This window comes from Anabaena sp. WFMT (assembly GCF_051781005.1).
Classification (GTDB): Bacteria; Cyanobacteriota; Cyanobacteriia; order Cyanobacteriales; family Nostocaceae; genus Anabaena.
Genome location: NZ_JBPWOA010000026.1, coordinates 40,054 through 56,374, shown reverse-complemented (window position 1 = coordinate 56,374; position 16,321 = coordinate 40,054). Strand labels below are relative to the sequence as shown.

The window sequence follows — 16,321 nt, the reverse complement described above, 5'->3', positions numbered from 1 at the left end:
AGTTTTAATCAAAGGAACAGTTACACAGGCCAAAGACTTATATTCTACAAGTCTCTACATTCTCTATTACACAAAGCAAGTTAGGTTAATCAGAAACCGCTATATTTGCAAAAGCAGCATTATTCTATTTTTGCATTTTGTTTCAATTGCTTGCCAATGGAAGTATCTTAATTTGGCAAAAATATTCGGGAAAGTATCTTAAAAGCCACTGCTTCAGCGTTTAGAGTGGTCTTTGTTTACAAAAACTACCTATCTCCAATAGCTGATACCTTTCATGAAATTTATATAACTCTAGTAGGATGATTAAACTTGCTTAAATCAATGATACTTATTTAGTGAAGGATTATATTAAAAAAAAGGTCATGTATGGCTCTGAAAATGAAAGTATCGAATCTTGCTGGTGATAAATGTGCAAAAACTATTACTGAGTCTATCCACACGATGATGCCTGATGCCAAAGTTGATGTTGATGTCCAGGCTAAAACTGTTACTGTTGAACCCACAGCTTCTGAATCTATCGCTTCTGAAGAGTCAATCAAACAGGTAATTGTTGCAGCTGGATATCATATTGAAGATTATTGATAGTCTTGAAAATTCCCCACAGTTAGAATCAGGGGGATTTGTGAAGAATCCACACTCAGCAGAGTTGAAAACCAGATTTGTGAGATAATTGCTCTGCAATCCGCTTTCTTTTTTTTATGGCGGCAAAAGAATCTGATCTAAAAATCCGGCGTTGGTGAATGAAAGTATGAATTTGTCTCACGCAGAGGCGCAGTTCGCTGAAAGCGTTCCCGTTGGCGTAGCCTCTCGTAGAGAAGGGTGGCGCAAAGAGTAAGAGTTTGAGAAATGGAATTTTTGATTTTTATACCTCAATTCAGCAACGCCAAAAATCCAGGCTAAAGTAATATTAGATGCGATTTAAATACCAACCGAACAGTAAAGTTACGCAAGTAGAACCGTTGGAACAACTTTCTGCTTCTGATGCTGCAATCATCTTAGAACGCTTACCGGAAAAAATTAGAGCAGCTTTAATTGCCCGTGCAACTGAATCCGAGTATCCAGTTGAGGCCGTTATTGAAATGGCCATAGCCAGTTTCCTGGATACAGAAGCATTAGGTTTTGCAGATTGTAAACCAGGAAGAGGACAATAGCAGATAATAAATCAAAAAATCAGTCTAATCTAAATCAGGTTCAAGACCAAGCGATCGCAATTGTGCAATTAATTTTTCTGTTTTTTGTCTTTCTTGATCTGCACGTTGTCTTTCTTGATCCGCGCGTTGTTCTTCTTGATCTGCGCGTTGTCTCTCCTGTTCTGCACGTTGCCTTTCCTGTTCTGTGGGAGTTAACACCCAATTCCCATCTTTATCATACCAACGTAACCAAGGCATATTTACATTTTTATAACTACCTTGCCAAACTCCTAAACCTAATTCTATACTGGGTATCCAGAACCGGGAATTTGATAAAGTTGCTTCAGTATAGCGATCGCCATTTAATTGAAACATTCTAAATTCAGATTGATAACGATCAAAAATTGCGTAATAAGGTACTCTTAAAATCTGCTCATAAATTTCCCATTTACCAGGTGGTTTTTCCACATCTCGCAATGTTTGACCTAAATCTTCTTTTTCTGTTCCTGGTGATAATAATTCTACCACAATATAAGGATTAACTCCTTCTTGCCAAACTACATAACTTAATCTTAAATCTTGCTGATCACCATACAAATAAGGTACACCCAAAACCGCAAACCAATCAGGGCGTTTATACCACAATGGATGACGAGAATCATAATACAGATTCATGTCACTGGCTGTAAATATTTCCTCAGTCTTATAATTAGCAGGAGTAAATGTTGCTGATAACAATTGTGGTTGCAATAAATGAAATTGATCTGGCAAACCTTTCTCCTCTGGATCTTCACTGGGTAGATCATACATTGTGGGTAATGTTTCTTTCGGGGAAAGTGGCGGATCTGTTTGATACATTTTTCCCTGTCCTCAATAGATAAATTCTATAGTAACCCTAAATCATTTATGAATAACAAGATCCCTGAGTTCTGAGTTCAATTCACAATTTATTTACATGATATCAAAAGAAGTGGGGAATCTGATCACTCGATTATATACTCATTTCACCAATTACCTTTTTACATTCTTCAACATTAACCCCTTTTCTCATTGCTTCCACTAAATTTTGATAATTCTCCCAATTTTCCTGAATCAAATTTTTAGCTTGCAGCAAATAAAAACGTTGTTTCTGCTCAAAAACATTCTCTTCAAAACCCAAAGCTGCTAAAAATTGATTTAACTTAGCTTTATCATCACCACCACCCTCAGCAGATTTAAAAACCAACATTTCCGCAGCAATTCCTGCCATCCAAATATTACAATAGCGATCGCACATCGAGACTGTAATTTTCCCTTTTTCCAATTGTTTGGCAATTTCGCTATCTTCCAAAATCACCCCACCTTGTCCTGGTTGTCCTATTCTCCAAGCTTCCCACGCACTGAGAGTGTAGCCGGTGACAGGAATCCCCAACAGGTGAGCGACGAGAAAATGACCTGCTTCATGATGTAAAATGCGATCGCGGTATTCTGGAGAAAATCGCGCTAACCAATCTAATACTACTGTCCCTCCCTTCCCCTGAAAGCTGAAATTATCCAAAGTCGCAACACCCAAAAACGCCACAGTTACTAAAGCTGGTACTGTCGGTGACAGGTGTATCAAGGGGCCTAACAGAGTTGAGAGGGTGATGAAAAAGACAGATATCGCAATTAAATTGATCGCAGTTTGACTCATGGAATTTATTTAAAGTCCGGCTTAATTTTTTTTATTATGAAGCGTTTATTGACAGCAAATGCCAATACTACTTTTTCTATTATAAAGCTTATGCACACTTCATAATAACCCTCATTTACAAAAAGCAATTATCAGATCAACACCATCAATTACTTTATTTGCTGAATTTTTTGATTTGCCAATGTCAATAATCGCTGTGCTTCCGTGTAAGAAGTTGTCCCTGTTTTAATAGTATTTAAACGAGTTATTATTCCCTGGATTTCGGCTTTCATTTCATTTTTATCAGTTGGTGGAGAAGCAATCAATCTTTGAATTTCGCTATTAGCCTGGTTGAGAATTTCCTGAGAAGTATTTTCAATTTGGCGACGATTTTCGATAATTCCCAAGTTAGTTTGATACTGTGCTAATAACCTTTGTGCTTCCACATAACTTGGTTCTTCAACTCGAATTCTTTCCAATTGTGCGATCGCTTTTTCCCATAAATTACCAATTTGTTGCCACTCAAGCGCCGAATGGGGCGGATTTTGGGACGCTTTTGCAGCCGCTAAAGCAAACTGCTTTGCCCCTTCAATATATGTCCCACTACTCGTATCACTCACAACTTTTTGTTTAACTTGATATGCAGCAATTAATTTTTGTGCATCTAAATAGCGGGGATTATCATTGGGAACTTGTTCGAGTCGGTTAATTGCTTGTAGCCATAATTCTGATGCAGTTTGAGATTTTGTTGGTTGTATTTTTTGCGCTTCTAAATCAAATTCTTGGGCAGCAGCAATAAAATTACCAACCCGCGCATTTTGAAAATCGCGTTTATAGGCTATGAGTTGAGTTTGTGCCGTTCTCCCAGCTAGAGTTTGTCGAGAAATTTCCTCTAATTGATCTATAGCTGTTTGCCAGGATGCGATCGCTTTCTCTCTATCTTTTGTAGTTGTAGCTTGTTCATATTGCTGTTTTGCATCTGATAAAGCTTTTCTTGCATCATTCAAAGGAATCAAAGCATTTTTGTCTTGGAAAACTACAGCATCTAATCGCGCTATTCGTTGTCGTGCTTGTTCAAATTCATCAAAAGTAAACTGCCAACTACAACTGAACAGGCTACAATAACGTTGAGGATAGTAACCCAAAAACCATACTGGCAAATTCTCCAAGTGTTTTTTTGCAGCTTTGACCTTTTCCCCACCCAGTTCAATATCCGCAGTGCTAGTGGCTCGACTAATTAACTGATCTGCTTGTTCCAGAGAATCAATAGCACCTCGATAGTGATGATCCATACTCATAAAGCTAGGTAACAGCAGCAAGGGTGCTACCTGTGCCACCGGTTTGCGAATCATTGGGTATGGCAAGTTCACAACCCACAAAACCCCCGCTGTACCTGCGATAAAAACAGCCGCAAATTTGATTTTACCCAACATAAATCATACCTAATCTCTACTAAACCTAGTATTCCCATCTGTGGCTGAAAATAATACATAGATTGTAAGGATTCAGGAGTCAGAAGAATTTAGGACTTACGCAAAAAACCTCTCAAACTCTTATTTTTCTGCGTCCTCTGCGTCCTCTGCGGTATGTCTTCGACACGCTTCGCGAACGATTTTCCGTGACTGGTGCGTAAGTCCTAGAATTGTCAAATCAGGAATTAACAGATTCGAGATTCTCACACAAGCATAATAGTCAAAGTCTTATTTCTTCTAAATTCTCTATTCTGTATCCTGAATCCTTACCATAGATTTTCAAATCAACCTTTGTTGTTGACAACAAGTGGGAAAAAGAGTTGCTACTATAAATAAGGTGAGCGAATAAATCAGATAATATCTAAAATGTCAACAGCTTTAATTACCGGTGCATCTGGCGGAATTGGCAAAGCTTTTGCAGAAGAATTAGCCGCACGCAAAACTAATCTTGTTCTCGTTGCCCGTTCCGTAGAAAAACTGACCCAAATAGCCACACAATTACAACAGCAATACAAAATACAAGTAGAATTTATAGCTAAAGACTTGACCGAACCAAATGCCACTAATGAGGTATTTGATGCCATAAAAACCAAGGGATTAACAATTGATTTGTTAGTTAATAACGCTGGTTTTGGCGATTATGGCGATTTTGCCGAACGGGAAGGAGAACGGCAATTAAATATGATTCAATTGAATATTATGGCATTAGTAGATTTAACCCACAAATTTCTACCTTTAATGCGGCAAAGACGTTCTGGTAGCATAATTAATGTTTCCTCAATTGCCGGATTTCAACCAATGCCTTATCTTTCTGTTTATGCGGCAACTAAGGCTTTTGTTCTCAGTTTTAGTGAAGCATTGTGGGCAGAAAATCGTGATTATGGTGTCCACGTCTTGGTAGTTTGTCCAGGGCCAACAGAAACAGACTTTTTCACAGAAGCTCGTTTTCCTTCAAAGTTGGCAGGTGCAAACAATAAAATAGCGACTCCTGAAGCAGTTGTGCGTGATGCTTTGCAAGCTTTAGAAAAAGGCGATTCGACAGTGGTTAGCGGTGGTTGGGCAAATCAATTAATCGTCAATATGCACAGATTTTTACCAAGGGAATCTCTGGTAAGTGCGATCGCAAAACAGTTTAAAAATAATGGGTAATTCGTAATTCGTAATTCGTAATTCGTAATTGGAAAAATTATTACCTATTACCCATTCCCTGTTCTCTATTCCCCACTCCTACATATACCTAGTCAATTGCATACGGTAACGGTCTTTTTTGGTAACGGCGATTTCGCCAACTTCTAAACGTCCTTTACCGCGAATGGCAATTAAATCGCCTGATTTGAGTTGAAAACTGGCTTGGGTAACTTCTTTCCAATTGACACGAACATCATTAGAGTCAATTAAATCCACCATTTTGCTGCGGGACATTCCAAAACCGGCAGATGCGATCGCATCCAAACGTAAAGAAGCCTCCACAGTGGTTAATTCTTTTTTCTTCGGTTCGCGGATTTTTAACTCGTTGATATCAATTCGCTGGGTTTTCACAGGGACTGAACGCACCTGCTGGAGACTCATCTCCAAAAATTCTGTCAATTCGGGGACGACTATTACCTGAGACCCTCTTTCTCCTAAGACGATAATATCTCCCGTCTTTTCGCGGACAATTCCCGTCCCCAACATCGCCCCCAAAAAGTCGCGGTGAGTGGCCGTATCAAATAGGAAATTACCCGCAATTTCTAAAGCTGCGATCGCAACTTGAGATTGATCTAAAGGTAACTCAGAACGTGCGATCGCAATTCTTTGACGTTCAGCTTGGGGATATCCACCCCACGCCACTAAATGCACCTCTGTTAATCGGCTAAATACCCGTTGAATTTCTGCCAACTCTGGCGGAGACAAAAAATCAGTATAAACTACTTCCCAGGTCTTAATAGCTTGCTCTGCCTGGTCAATCACACGAGCTATACTATCGCGGTTTTCAACACTTTTTAAAAGTTCTTCTCTAGGTAACATGGGTATTGAGGAAGAGGGAAAAAAATTCATTACTCAGCACTCGGTTGAGTAACATAGGTATTGAGGAAGAGGAGAAAATTCATTACTCAGTACTCGGTACTCAGCACTCGGTTAGGTAACATGGGTATTGAGGAAGAGGAAAAAAAAATTCATTACTCAGCACTCGGTACTCAGTACTGACTAATTAGTTTGTTTCTGCATAACCTTGGAGATTTTCTGGCTCAAACTGGCGTAATATGCGAGTAGCTTGGCGAGTCAAAGTTTCTGAACCCTGAACTACAATTATGTATTTGCCAGCATTTAAGCGGTTGCGGTAGGGTAAAGCATCTCCACCACCTTCAACTAAACCAACTCCACCGCCAACAAATACGCTACCCATCCCACCAGCACCGGCACCCAATAAACCACCAACGACATGATTACCAATTTCTCCAGCCCAAGCGAAGGTATCTAGCCCGGTAATTAAACTGAAGGTAAAACCAGCAAAAAAGCCAAATGGTACTAACCAGAATGACATTAGTTTTGCTTGTTTTCGCGCTTGCTCTTTGGGGTCAATTAAGCCAAACTCGTCAGCGGTTTTGTATCCTCTACCGAGAATAGTACTATTTATGCCTTCTCTTTCTAAGCCTAAGTAAGCAGATTCAGCTTGGATGCGGTCTGCTAATACGGCAACAAGGTAATTCATTGATTTTAAAATGGTTATTTGACTGAGGTTTGCCTGAATTAACAGCGTATCAGCACCAATGTTATTTTAGCGAATCTAGTGGCGCACAAAAATTATTTACGCCTTGCTGAATAATATATATCAAAACTGGGGTTGCCAAAATTTTCGGAAATGAAGGGATTGTTTTTAAATGTGCCATCATTTCTACAATTGAGCCATTCAATAAGTCATTTCGATATTCTTGTTCACAAATGACAGCACGCCATTTTTTTGCTAAAGCTTCCAACCACTCAGCATTTGTTTGTTCTGGTTCTTGTCCAGCCCGAATTGCTAGGCTCATGGCTGCATCTTCTAAGTCCCCTTCACAGTCCTCAATCAAGTCTAGCGCTTCCATAGCCTGGGGATCATCTGCTAATTGAGAGCGAAACTGGGCGATTTCTTTTGATGTTACTTTAGTCATGGGAAGAAGGAGTTCAGGAATCAGGAGTCAGGAGTCAGGAGTCAGGAATTCAGCCCCCTATTACCCTGTACCAAATATAACCTTTTCAACTAAAAAGCCTCATTTTGCAGTTTATTTACTGTCAATGAGGCTTTTTGTTGCTTTTAACAGAAATTTAACCAATTACCTGTTACCAGCCTACACTAGATGACTAGCAACTTGAGTTACTGATTAAAAGCTCTGGAGGTAACAAAGCGTTGTAGCTCAGTCAGAGCGCGGTTGTAATCCAAAATTGCTCGAATACGATTACCTTCGGATCTTGTGAGGTCATTTTCTGAGTTAATGACATCAGTTTGAGTACCTACACCTGCTTGGAATCGCAAACGGGCTAATCTTAGAGCCTCTTTAGCTTGTTCTAGAGCCACATTAGCAGTCTGCACATTCTCTAGATTAGATCGCTGGGTAGAATAGGCTTGTTCTACTTGAAAGCGAATTTGATTGCGTTGTTCAGAAAATTGAGTTTCTGCGATCGCAATGTTAGATTTTGCCTGAGACGCTCTAGCTTTTGCTGCTCCCCCATCATATAAATTTAGGGTGGCTTGCACGCCCACTGAATAACCATCGCTAACGCTGGTACTATCATTGAACACATCTAGCAGATCATAGCTGGCAACTAAACTAATCTGTGGTCCCAAAGCAGCCAAAGCTTGTCTTCTTTGTTGCTCGCTAATTTGACGCTGTGCCAACTGCTGTTGTAGTTCAGGACGGTTTTGATAAGCCAGAACAATACTCTTTTCCAGAGTTTCGTTCCACAAACCAGCCAATTGTACAGGATCAGCCGCGCTGATATTTACTGACTGGGGAATATTTAAGCGAGTTGCTAATCGACGACGGGCAATTTGTTGCTGGGAAACAGCATTTGTCAGGTCTTGTTGAGCATTAGCTAAATTTACCTGCGATCGCAACACATCGAACCGAGTCCCTACACCAGCCCGCTCTAGAGCATTCGCATCTCGCAAACTAGCCTCAGCATTCTGCACAGCCGACTGAGAAATACGTACATTTTCATCTGCTTGTTGCAAATCGTAGTATTCTCTAGCCACATTCAAGCGAATGTCCTCAACTTGCCTTTCCACATCCAATTCCTGAATGCGTACCTGTTCCTCAGCCTCTCTAATCGCCGCATTCCGTCTGCCAGAGGTATAAAGGTCATATCTCAGTTGTGCTTGGCCACTGAAACTAGTATCAGCGCTGGCATCAGGGGCATTTGGATTCAACTTCTGTTGTTGAGTAGCTGCTAGTGTACTAGAAGCACTACGACTATTAGCGACACTGCCACTCAATCCCACAGTTGGCAACAAAGCAGCTTGTTGCTCCCTGACAGAGCCTTTACTGCGTTCCAGCTGCAATATTGACACCTGCAACTCATTATTATTGCGCTTTGCCAGTTCTAGAGCCTGTGACAAACTAATTGGCTGATTTGTCTGGAGTCTCACTTCCTCTGGTTCAGTCGGAAATAACAGAGGATTATGACTAGGATTGAGTTGTTCAGGAGTCTCTACAGAGCCTGTTGGTACAGGGGTGACAGTTTCTGTATTTTGATTAGGTGGCTCTGAAGTATTAGGCGTTCCCGATTCAGTGGGAACAGTCACCTGGGCTACCCGCTTAATAGTGGCCTTTTTTTGTGAACAGGCACTTAAGGCTAGGAGCAAAGCTGCTTGGCTTTTCTGCCCTGCCTGTAAACATTTATTTTTTGCTGGTAGCTGTGCTACCTTGCCACCAGTAGCCGTAACCGGTAAAACTGTTTTTGATATTTTTTCTATCGGTACTTTGGCATTGTTAACAACAGCCATTTCTGGAACACTATGGTTAACCAAAGGTTTCTCACTCAGGTTCCTGAAATCAAGGGCAGGTACTAAAACTGGAGAACTGTCAACCGCAGTATTAGGCAGTTGCCTATTGATATTGTCTGCGATCGAAGTTTTCACATCATTTGCAGTCAACACACTAGGAGAAGACACCAGCTTTACCTCACCTACTTTTACGGTACCAGCCCAAGCCGACTGAGTTGTTAATACCGCTGCTGTTACACCAGGTAAGAAACTATAAAATAATTGCTGTCCTTTCACCGCATCTCCTCACACGAAAATCTATACTAGCGGCAGAAAACTTGTCTCCACACAGAATATAGCACGATACTAAATGAAGCAAAAAATATAGTACTATACCGAAGTTAAGATCAGAACTCTATTTGTCTTCAAAACGTTTGACAATGCGAGAAAGTTCCGCCTTTTCGTCTATGCTAACGCGGGTAGGCGCTCCGCTGACAATTCGTTCATAATTACGGAAAGAGTCTTTAATATTAGGCCCGTCAGCAGTAATATTGTACTCGCGAATCCCCTTATCGTGCCATGAACCCCGCATTTTGAAAACGTTAATCGCCCGCGACATTTCTCCATGAATTTCTACGTACTGCAACATGATAATCGTATCAGTAATCGTGGAAATGTGAGAATCAGTAATTGAATGTGACCCCATAAATTGGTCACTTGTATTGGTAAAGAAGCCAGTAATTTCTTCTTGTTTAGCATACCCTGTTACCCCGATTACAAACTGCCGAAAAGCATTATTACTAACGCCTCTAGCCATCGCAGAAAGGGAATCAATAGCGATACGGGCTGGTTTAAAATCGGCAATCTCTGATTTAATAATTTGTAAGTGATCTTCTAATCCCGTTGATTCGGGATAGGTACAAATTATTTTTAGTAACCCTTGGTCTTCTAATTCTTCAAAGTCAATTCCCCAAGAATAAGCATTGCGAGACAGTTGAGCGCGGGATTCTTCGTAAGCAAATAATATGGCTCGCTCACCGCCAACACAACCATCTTGAATGAACTTGCTGACTAATAGGGTTTTACCAGTACCAGTAGCCCCTGTGGCTAAAATAATTGAATCTTTAAAGAAACCACCACCACACATTTCATCCAGGGTTTTGACTCCTGAAGATACGCGGACATTTGAAGATCGTTGTGTTAAACGCATTGCGCCTAACGGAAAAATGTTGACTCCTGCGTTGGTGATTGTAAATGGATATTCACCCTTCATGTGAGTCGTACCGCGCAATTTGAGAATTTCTAGTGTGCGTCGGCGACGTTCTCCTTCTAAGACGTTGCGAACAATTACTACATTGTCAGAGACAAATTCTTCTACACCAAAAGACGCTACAGGTCCATATTCTTCACCACGCTCAGTTGTAATTATAGTGGTGACACTTAGTTGTTTAAGACGTGCTACTAACCGAAATATTTCCCGTCGTACTACTCCCACAGCTTCATATTGCTGAAATACTGCTGTGATGGAGTCAATGGAAACACGGTTAGCTTTGTATTTGCGAATCGCATATTGTAAGCGCTCAATTAAAGCCGAAAGATCAAAATTACCGACGATATCTTGACCTTCAGGATCAGGTGATGCGTCGAGAATAAATAGTTTTCCTTCTTTAATTAGTCGTGGTAAATTCCACCCAAAGATATGGGCATTTTTTATGATATCGCTAGGTGATTCCTCAAAGGTTACAAATACTCCTGGTTCATCAAAGTAGGTGATACCATTATAGAGAAATTGGAGAGATAATAAAGTTTTTCCTGTACCAGAAGTGCCACTGACTAGGGTTGTTCTCCCAACTGGTAAGCCGCCATGACTAATGTCGTCAAAGCCCTCGATCATTGTGCGAATTTTCTCTACACCCCCAATTGGTGGATTTAGTTTCTCTTGTTGCTCTTTGTCACTCATTGCTGATCACATCAAGGTATTTATTTAAACTGTTTTTTAAAATTACTAAAGCTTTGACTATGTTCAGTAATATTTTACTCTTCCCAGTCTTCTTCACTCAATTCTTCATAGAGTAAGTCTAATCCTATCAATACTCTTTCTCTATCTGACAGATCACCAATAATTTTGCGGACAGGAGGAGGCAATATTTTAGATAATGTCGGTGTGGCTAGTATTTTGTCTTCTTCGGCTAGTTGTGGGTTTTTGAGGACATCTATGACTTTTAAAGCATACACACCTTGAAATTCTTGTTCTAATATATTTTTAAGTGTGTTTAAAGCTCGCACGGAGTTGGGTGTGTTCCCGGCTACATAAAGCTTGAGAACATAAGTTTTTCCGACTTTATTCATAAATTTATAGACTAGGTATGAGAATATGAATACAAAATAGGCTGAAGAGTTTGCCTGAATTGACCACAGATGCCAGTTATAATTCGCTCCATTCAGTTCGGTTTAGAAACCGAACATCTATATGCTTCACACAGATTTGCCAAAATATCGATCAATGTTAGTCGGTAATCTAGTAATGTTTCATCACTTCTGCCTTCTAACCTTAGTTGTTTGGAAAATTCGTCAATGAGTTCCATGTGCATTTCTATAATTCGTGGCACAGGAATATTAGCATAAAATAAGGCGTTGATAAATTTATCAATTATTATCTTTAGGTTTTTGTCTGTGGTAAAGTAATTTATCAAAATGAGGCGGTAATCTGATTTCAGTTGATCTAATATTTCCTGCTTCTCGGCTGGACTCATTTTCTGAAACCATTGCTGATTGCACGCTAATACATAACTAGATTTCTGACTGTAAGCTAATTGTTCATTTGTGTTTAACTGTCTAATTTTCTGTAAAGAGAGAATTTTTACAGGAGCAGTAACAGCTAGTGGCAATTCAAACAATTGAGTAATAATACTCTCTATGAAATTCCATAACTGCTCAATTAAACTTTGATGACTATACAGGACAGCATGATTATCTAAATATTTTTTAACATCAGCTCGCCAAATCAATAATATAGGTAATATCATTTATTGTTTATATATTTTTTTGAGATGATCGCTCAGACTATGGTGTCTGGGCTAATTTATTCGGGTAAAAGCTTTTAAGTAAAACCTGGTTAAAGAGCGCCTTGTGTCAACAAATATTGAAGAATTGCTACTTTATAACCTATCTAAATCAGGTGAATGGTATAACTTAACTAAGTAGTTGATGAAGGGTTGAGCAGAAAGGATGCAGTAGCTAATTTCCTGATCTGAGTATGTATATCTATCTGAATATAGATTTTTTCATTTCACTCCTTGATAAGATACATAAACGAACTTAAAGTATTGTCGCATTCTAAATCATTATAATTCCTCAAGGTTCTAAAGCGAATCTTTGGAGCGATAATTGTTTTAGCTGTAACTATAGATGAGGAGTTTAAATACCAGTATCTTACTGGTGAAGATGGCCGCTCTGGTAACAGGGTGAGCAGAGGGAAGTATGGAGGCTCTGGAAACTGTGGGAGGCAAGTAATTGTCTGTCAGAGCCAATTTAGTTGCTTCATTTAAATTTGAATTATAACCAAAGACGCTTATATGAGTCTTCTTGAAGGATATTGCTTCAGGTATGTAAACCATCAGCACTTTGGCAGATGTTGAAGCCAGAGGCGACGACAGGAAGAATGACCCCCCTAAGCCTTATGTTAATGCTACAGTACCCGCTTTATGACTTTCTAGCAACCGTACCCAGCTGCCCAGAAACGAGTACTCTGGCAGTGGTGCTGGAGATTTTGGAGAAAGAGCAGTGCGATCGCCTGGTAGTGGTGAATCAACAACAATGCCCAATCGGATTGTTGTACTCTGCCAGTTTAATCCCAAAATTATTGGCAGCAGCCAGTGGTGAAACGTTTTTAAATCTACAACAGCCGATTTCTACGTTGAGTTCTAGTCTGATTTCGCCAATACAGACAATACAAGCTTCTGAGCGGCTAGAAAAATTTAGTTTGTTTTTGCCATGCCAACAAAGCCAAAAAAATAGAAATTTAGATTGGGTGTTGATCGACTCGGAGGGGAAGTTTTTGGGGCTGCTAGATAGCCCCAGATTACTACGTTTTTTGGCTAAAGAGAAAGCAGTAATTGTTGCGGGTCTTCCTGCAACTGAAACCAAGAATCATGCTGGGTTAAAGACTCGTCGCTACAAGCAAAATCAATATCAGTCACGCAGACAAAATCCTTTAGTGCAGTTGCTGGAAAGACTACCTTGGCCTTTGATGTTACAAACAAGTAATGGCGAAGTGGTAACACAAAATCCAGCTTGGTGGCAACAATTGGGAGTTTTCAAAGATCTCGAAGGAATTAGGCAAGAAGTAGAAACTATCCTTGCTCCTGTTCATGTTAAAAAGCAAGAAAAAAATCAGGAATACCTCAACCAAAAAGCTGTGAAAGTTTACCCCAATGGTAGAGGGGGTGAAAATGAAGAGCCAAACACATTGATGAAACGGCATCTGAGAAGTGAAGGAATTAATTCAACAGATTCATCTTCAGTTTTGCCTATCATGCAGGAGCCACAAATACCTGTAAACACTACATCTAGTCACTGCTTTTTGGATACTCAACTGGGTACTTGTACTTGCGTTGTCGAAATTCAGAATGGTCAGGAGCGAATTTGGCAGTTTACTAAAATCCCTTTAGATAGTCCGGAGTTGAAGGTTTTGAGTGCTGATTCGGAAGTGACGCTCAGAAGTGAAAATTCAGAACTTGGTAATGATGAGTTGTGGTTAGTTTTAGCAACTGATGTAACTGAGCAACAACAACTTTTTAAAGAACTGGCAGCTAAGAATGCTGATTTGATTCAACTAAATCGGTTAAAGGATGAGTTTTTAGCTTGTATTAGTCATGAATTGAAAACACCACTAACAGCAGTTTTGGGTTTATCACGCTTACTAGTTGATCAACAATTAGGAGAATTGAACGAGCGACAAGCGCGTTATGCCAGCTTAATTCATCAAAGTGGACGACATTTGATGAGTGTGGTTAATGATATTTTAGATTTGACGCGGATGGAAACTGGACAGATGGAACTGAATCCGTCTCCAGTGCAAATTAGGGAAGTGTGCGATCGCGCTTTATCAGAAATAAAAACACTCCACAATCAACCAAGCAAAGTACCCCACTCCTCTCCATCTGAAAGTAAACATTCACCAGATCACCAATTCAGCTTGACTATTGAACCAGGTTTAGAGCAGATAGTCGCAGATGAATTGCGATTGCGGCAAATGCTGGTACACCTACTTTCCAACGCCTTTAAGTTCACCGAAACCTCTGGGGAAATTGGACTGCGGGTAAATCGCTGGGAAGGATGGATTGCATTTACCATCTGGGATACAGGCATTGGTATTCCCGAACACCAACAACATTTAATCTTTCAAAAATTCCAACAACTGGAAAATCCCCTCACTCGTCAGTTTGAAGGTACTGGTTTGGGATTGGTATTAACAAGGGCTTTAGCTCGCCTACATGGTGGAGATGTCAGCTTCTTATCTCGCGAAGGCAACGGTAGCCAGTTTACACTACTCTTACCACCATGCCCTCCCAAAACCAGCTTTGCCGAATCAGAAGGGGGAAATTCCGAATCACATCAACCAATCTCCTCCCAACGGTTAGTGCTGGTAGTCGAAGCAGTAGCTCGATATATTGAAGACCTAACCCAACATCTCAAAGGCTTAGGTTATCGGGTGGTAATTGCTCGGTCGGGGACAGAAGCGTTAGAAAAAGCTCGTCGCTTACAACCAATAACTATATTTTTGAATCCGTTGTTACCCCTGCTATCAGGTTGGGATGTGCTGACTTTACTAAAATCTGATAGTGCAACTCGCCATATTCCGGTGATTGTCACAGCTACGGGAGCAGAAAAGGAACAGGCATTTGCTCACCGAGCCGATAATTTCTTGAGCTTACCAGTAGAGCATCAAGCTTTAGTACCCATTTTAGAAAAATTATGTGCGGCACCAGAAGTTGAGCCGATAGGTTTAGAAAATCCCGAAATCACAACTACAAAAACTCCGCTGCGGATTCTCAGGTTGGTAAATCCAGAATTAGAATCGGTCAATCCCCAACCCTCCCTGCGAGAACATCGAGTTATTGAAGTAGATGACTTAGATCAGGCAGAACTTTTAGCACGGGTGTGGCAGTTTGATGTAATTTTACTAGATGTGGAAAGTTCCACAGCCCAAAATTATCTCCAACAGTTGACTAACCACCCCCGATTAGCCGCTATCCCCCTGGTAACTTGCGATGTTGCGACTACTTTGACAGCTTCCCAAATACCTGGATTATCGGTGTTCCCTTACTTAACTCCATTAGGTAAGGAAAGTGCCAGTCCCAAAACCAAACCAGATGCTTTATTGTCAGTACTACAAATTGCCTCTGCTATTGGCTGTCCTCCTAATATCTTGGTAGTTGATGTGACGATGTTGCGCGATTTGCCACAGGTAAGAGGTAAGCCGGTTAAGGGTTATCGGGGAGAAAAAAGTTCTGCACTGAGAGACAATAAGCGATCTGCTGAAAGCAGCAGCGCTTCGCTATCGCTCAAAAATGAGTATAGTCGTAATGATTCTTCCCTCAATACTGAAAGAGGATCTGAATGGTTCCAAGCTTTAATTCAGTACTTACAAACCGCTGGCTTGAAAGCAGCTATGGGTAACTGCTGGGCAGAAGTGCTACAACAACTCCGTCATCAAAGTGTTGATTTACTACTAATTTGTTTGGGTGAGTCTGCTATTCACAAAGAAGTACAAAAAGTATTAACAACTTTGTCAGATTTACCATTTAATTTGCCGCCAATTTTAGTACTGGACAAAACATTAAATCAAGTCAAATATCCAGAAATGGCAACACAAAAAAACAATGGATATCAGTCCAGAGAAAATCATGAAGTTAGTGAATTAGAACAGCTTTCCGGCAGTATTGCTACCCAGGTTTTACCTCGTTCTATCTCAATGGAAGATTTATTAAGTCAAATTAATCAGGCTTTAGTCAAAGGTAAAAATGGGTGATTGGTAATTGGTAATTAGGAAACCTTTCAATGTTAAATCCAAAATTCTTCAACCTCCTGACTCCTAACTCCCTGTACGGGCGTTCGCGTAGCG

Annotated in this window: 14 protein-coding genes; 4 read left to right on the top strand and 10 right to left on the bottom strand. The window is 40.3% G+C overall.

Features of this window, described 5'->3' with window-relative positions; translation table 11 throughout:
- Nucleotides 1–366: 366 nt before the first annotated feature.
- Together ACSQ6I_RS17285 and ACSQ6I_RS17280 are read left to right on the top strand one after the other, a co-directional pair.
- A complete protein-coding gene (locus ACSQ6I_RS17285) occupies nucleotides 367–582 on the top strand; it encodes a heavy-metal-associated domain-containing protein (RefSeq protein ID WP_438891530.1) in 216 nt (71 codons plus the stop codon).
- Between the two features lie 329 nt (nucleotides 583–911).
- Nucleotides 912–1,151 (top strand): hypothetical protein, encoded by a 240-nt coding sequence (locus tag ACSQ6I_RS17280; RefSeq protein ID WP_438891529.1) that lies wholly within the window; start codon nucleotides 912–914, stop codon nucleotides 1,149–1,151.
- 24 nt (nucleotides 1,152–1,175) lie between these two features.
- Here ACSQ6I_RS17280 and ACSQ6I_RS17275 read toward each other — a convergent pair whose 3' ends face one another.
- The 3 genes from ACSQ6I_RS17275 to ACSQ6I_RS17265 all read right to left on the bottom strand — a co-directional run bounded on the left by ACSQ6I_RS17275 (nucleotide 1,176) and on the right by ACSQ6I_RS17265 (nucleotide 4,214).
- Nucleotides 1,176–1,988, bottom strand: a complete 813-nt coding sequence (locus ACSQ6I_RS17275; RefSeq protein WP_438891528.1) for a Uma2 family endonuclease — start codon at nucleotides 1,986–1,988, stop codon at nucleotides 1,176–1,178.
- 133 nt (nucleotides 1,989–2,121) lie between these two features.
- Nucleotides 2,122–2,802 (bottom strand): ATP-dependent Zn protease, encoded by a 681-nt coding sequence (locus tag ACSQ6I_RS17270; RefSeq protein WP_438891527.1) that lies wholly within the window; start codon nucleotides 2,800–2,802, stop codon nucleotides 2,122–2,124.
- 149 nt (nucleotides 2,803–2,951) lie between these two features.
- Nucleotides 2,952–4,214 (bottom strand): hypothetical protein, encoded by a 1,263-nt coding sequence (locus ACSQ6I_RS17265; RefSeq protein ID WP_438891526.1) that lies wholly within the window; start codon nucleotides 4,212–4,214, stop codon nucleotides 2,952–2,954.
- Between the two features lie 405 nt (nucleotides 4,215–4,619).
- On the opposite strand from ACSQ6I_RS17265, the gene ACSQ6I_RS17260 reads away from it, so the two are divergent.
- A complete protein-coding gene (locus tag ACSQ6I_RS17260) occupies nucleotides 4,620–5,402 on the top strand; it encodes an SDR family NAD(P)-dependent oxidoreductase (RefSeq protein ID WP_438891525.1) in 783 nt (260 codons plus the stop codon).
- A 78-nt stretch (nucleotides 5,403–5,480) separates the two neighbouring features.
- Here ACSQ6I_RS17260 and ACSQ6I_RS17255 read toward each other — a convergent pair whose 3' ends face one another.
- From ACSQ6I_RS17255 to ACSQ6I_RS17225, 7 genes are all read right to left on the bottom strand, one after another.
- On the bottom strand, nucleotides 5,481–6,260 hold the full coding sequence (locus tag ACSQ6I_RS17255) for a photosystem II S4 domain protein (protein WP_438891788.1): 780 nt from the start codon (nucleotides 6,258–6,260) through the stop codon (nucleotides 5,481–5,483).
- A gap of 184 nt (nucleotides 6,261–6,444) precedes the next feature.
- A complete protein-coding gene (locus ACSQ6I_RS17250) occupies nucleotides 6,445–6,945 on the bottom strand; it encodes a hypothetical protein (protein WP_438891524.1) in 501 nt (166 codons plus the stop codon).
- Nucleotides 6,946–7,006: 61 nt separating this feature from the next.
- Entirely contained in the window at nucleotides 7,007–7,384 is a 378-nt protein-coding gene (locus tag ACSQ6I_RS17245) for a hypothetical protein (protein WP_438891523.1), read from the bottom strand.
- Nucleotides 7,385–7,587: 203 nt separating this feature from the next.
- A complete protein-coding gene (locus ACSQ6I_RS17240) occupies nucleotides 7,588–9,492 on the bottom strand; it encodes a TolC family protein (RefSeq protein WP_438891522.1) in 1,905 nt (634 codons plus the stop codon).
- Between the two features lie 118 nt (nucleotides 9,493–9,610).
- Nucleotides 9,611–11,155 carry a circadian clock protein KaiC gene (kaiC, locus tag ACSQ6I_RS17235; protein WP_438891520.1) on the bottom strand — a complete coding sequence of 515 codons (1,545 nt, stop codon included), beginning with the start codon at nucleotides 11,153–11,155 and terminating at the stop codon, nucleotides 9,611–9,613.
- Between the two features lie 74 nt (nucleotides 11,156–11,229).
- Nucleotides 11,230–11,544: a circadian clock protein KaiB gene (gene kaiB / locus ACSQ6I_RS17230; protein ID WP_323313817.1), complete on the bottom strand. Its 315-nt coding sequence runs from the start codon at nucleotides 11,542–11,544 to the stop codon at nucleotides 11,230–11,232.
- Nucleotides 11,545–11,636: 92 nt separating this feature from the next.
- Complete coding sequence (locus ACSQ6I_RS17225) at nucleotides 11,637–12,221, bottom strand: KaiA family protein (RefSeq protein ID WP_438891519.1); 585 nt, start codon at nucleotides 12,219–12,221, stop codon at nucleotides 11,637–11,639.
- 653 nt (nucleotides 12,222–12,874) lie between these two features.
- Here ACSQ6I_RS17225 and ACSQ6I_RS17220 point away from each other — a divergent pair.
- The gene (locus ACSQ6I_RS17220; RefSeq protein WP_438891518.1) at nucleotides 12,875–16,228 is read left to right on the top strand and encodes an ATP-binding protein; all 3,354 of its coding nucleotides are present in this window, start codon (nucleotides 12,875–12,877) and stop codon (nucleotides 16,226–16,228) included.
- Nucleotides 16,229–16,321: the final 93 nt, after the last annotated feature.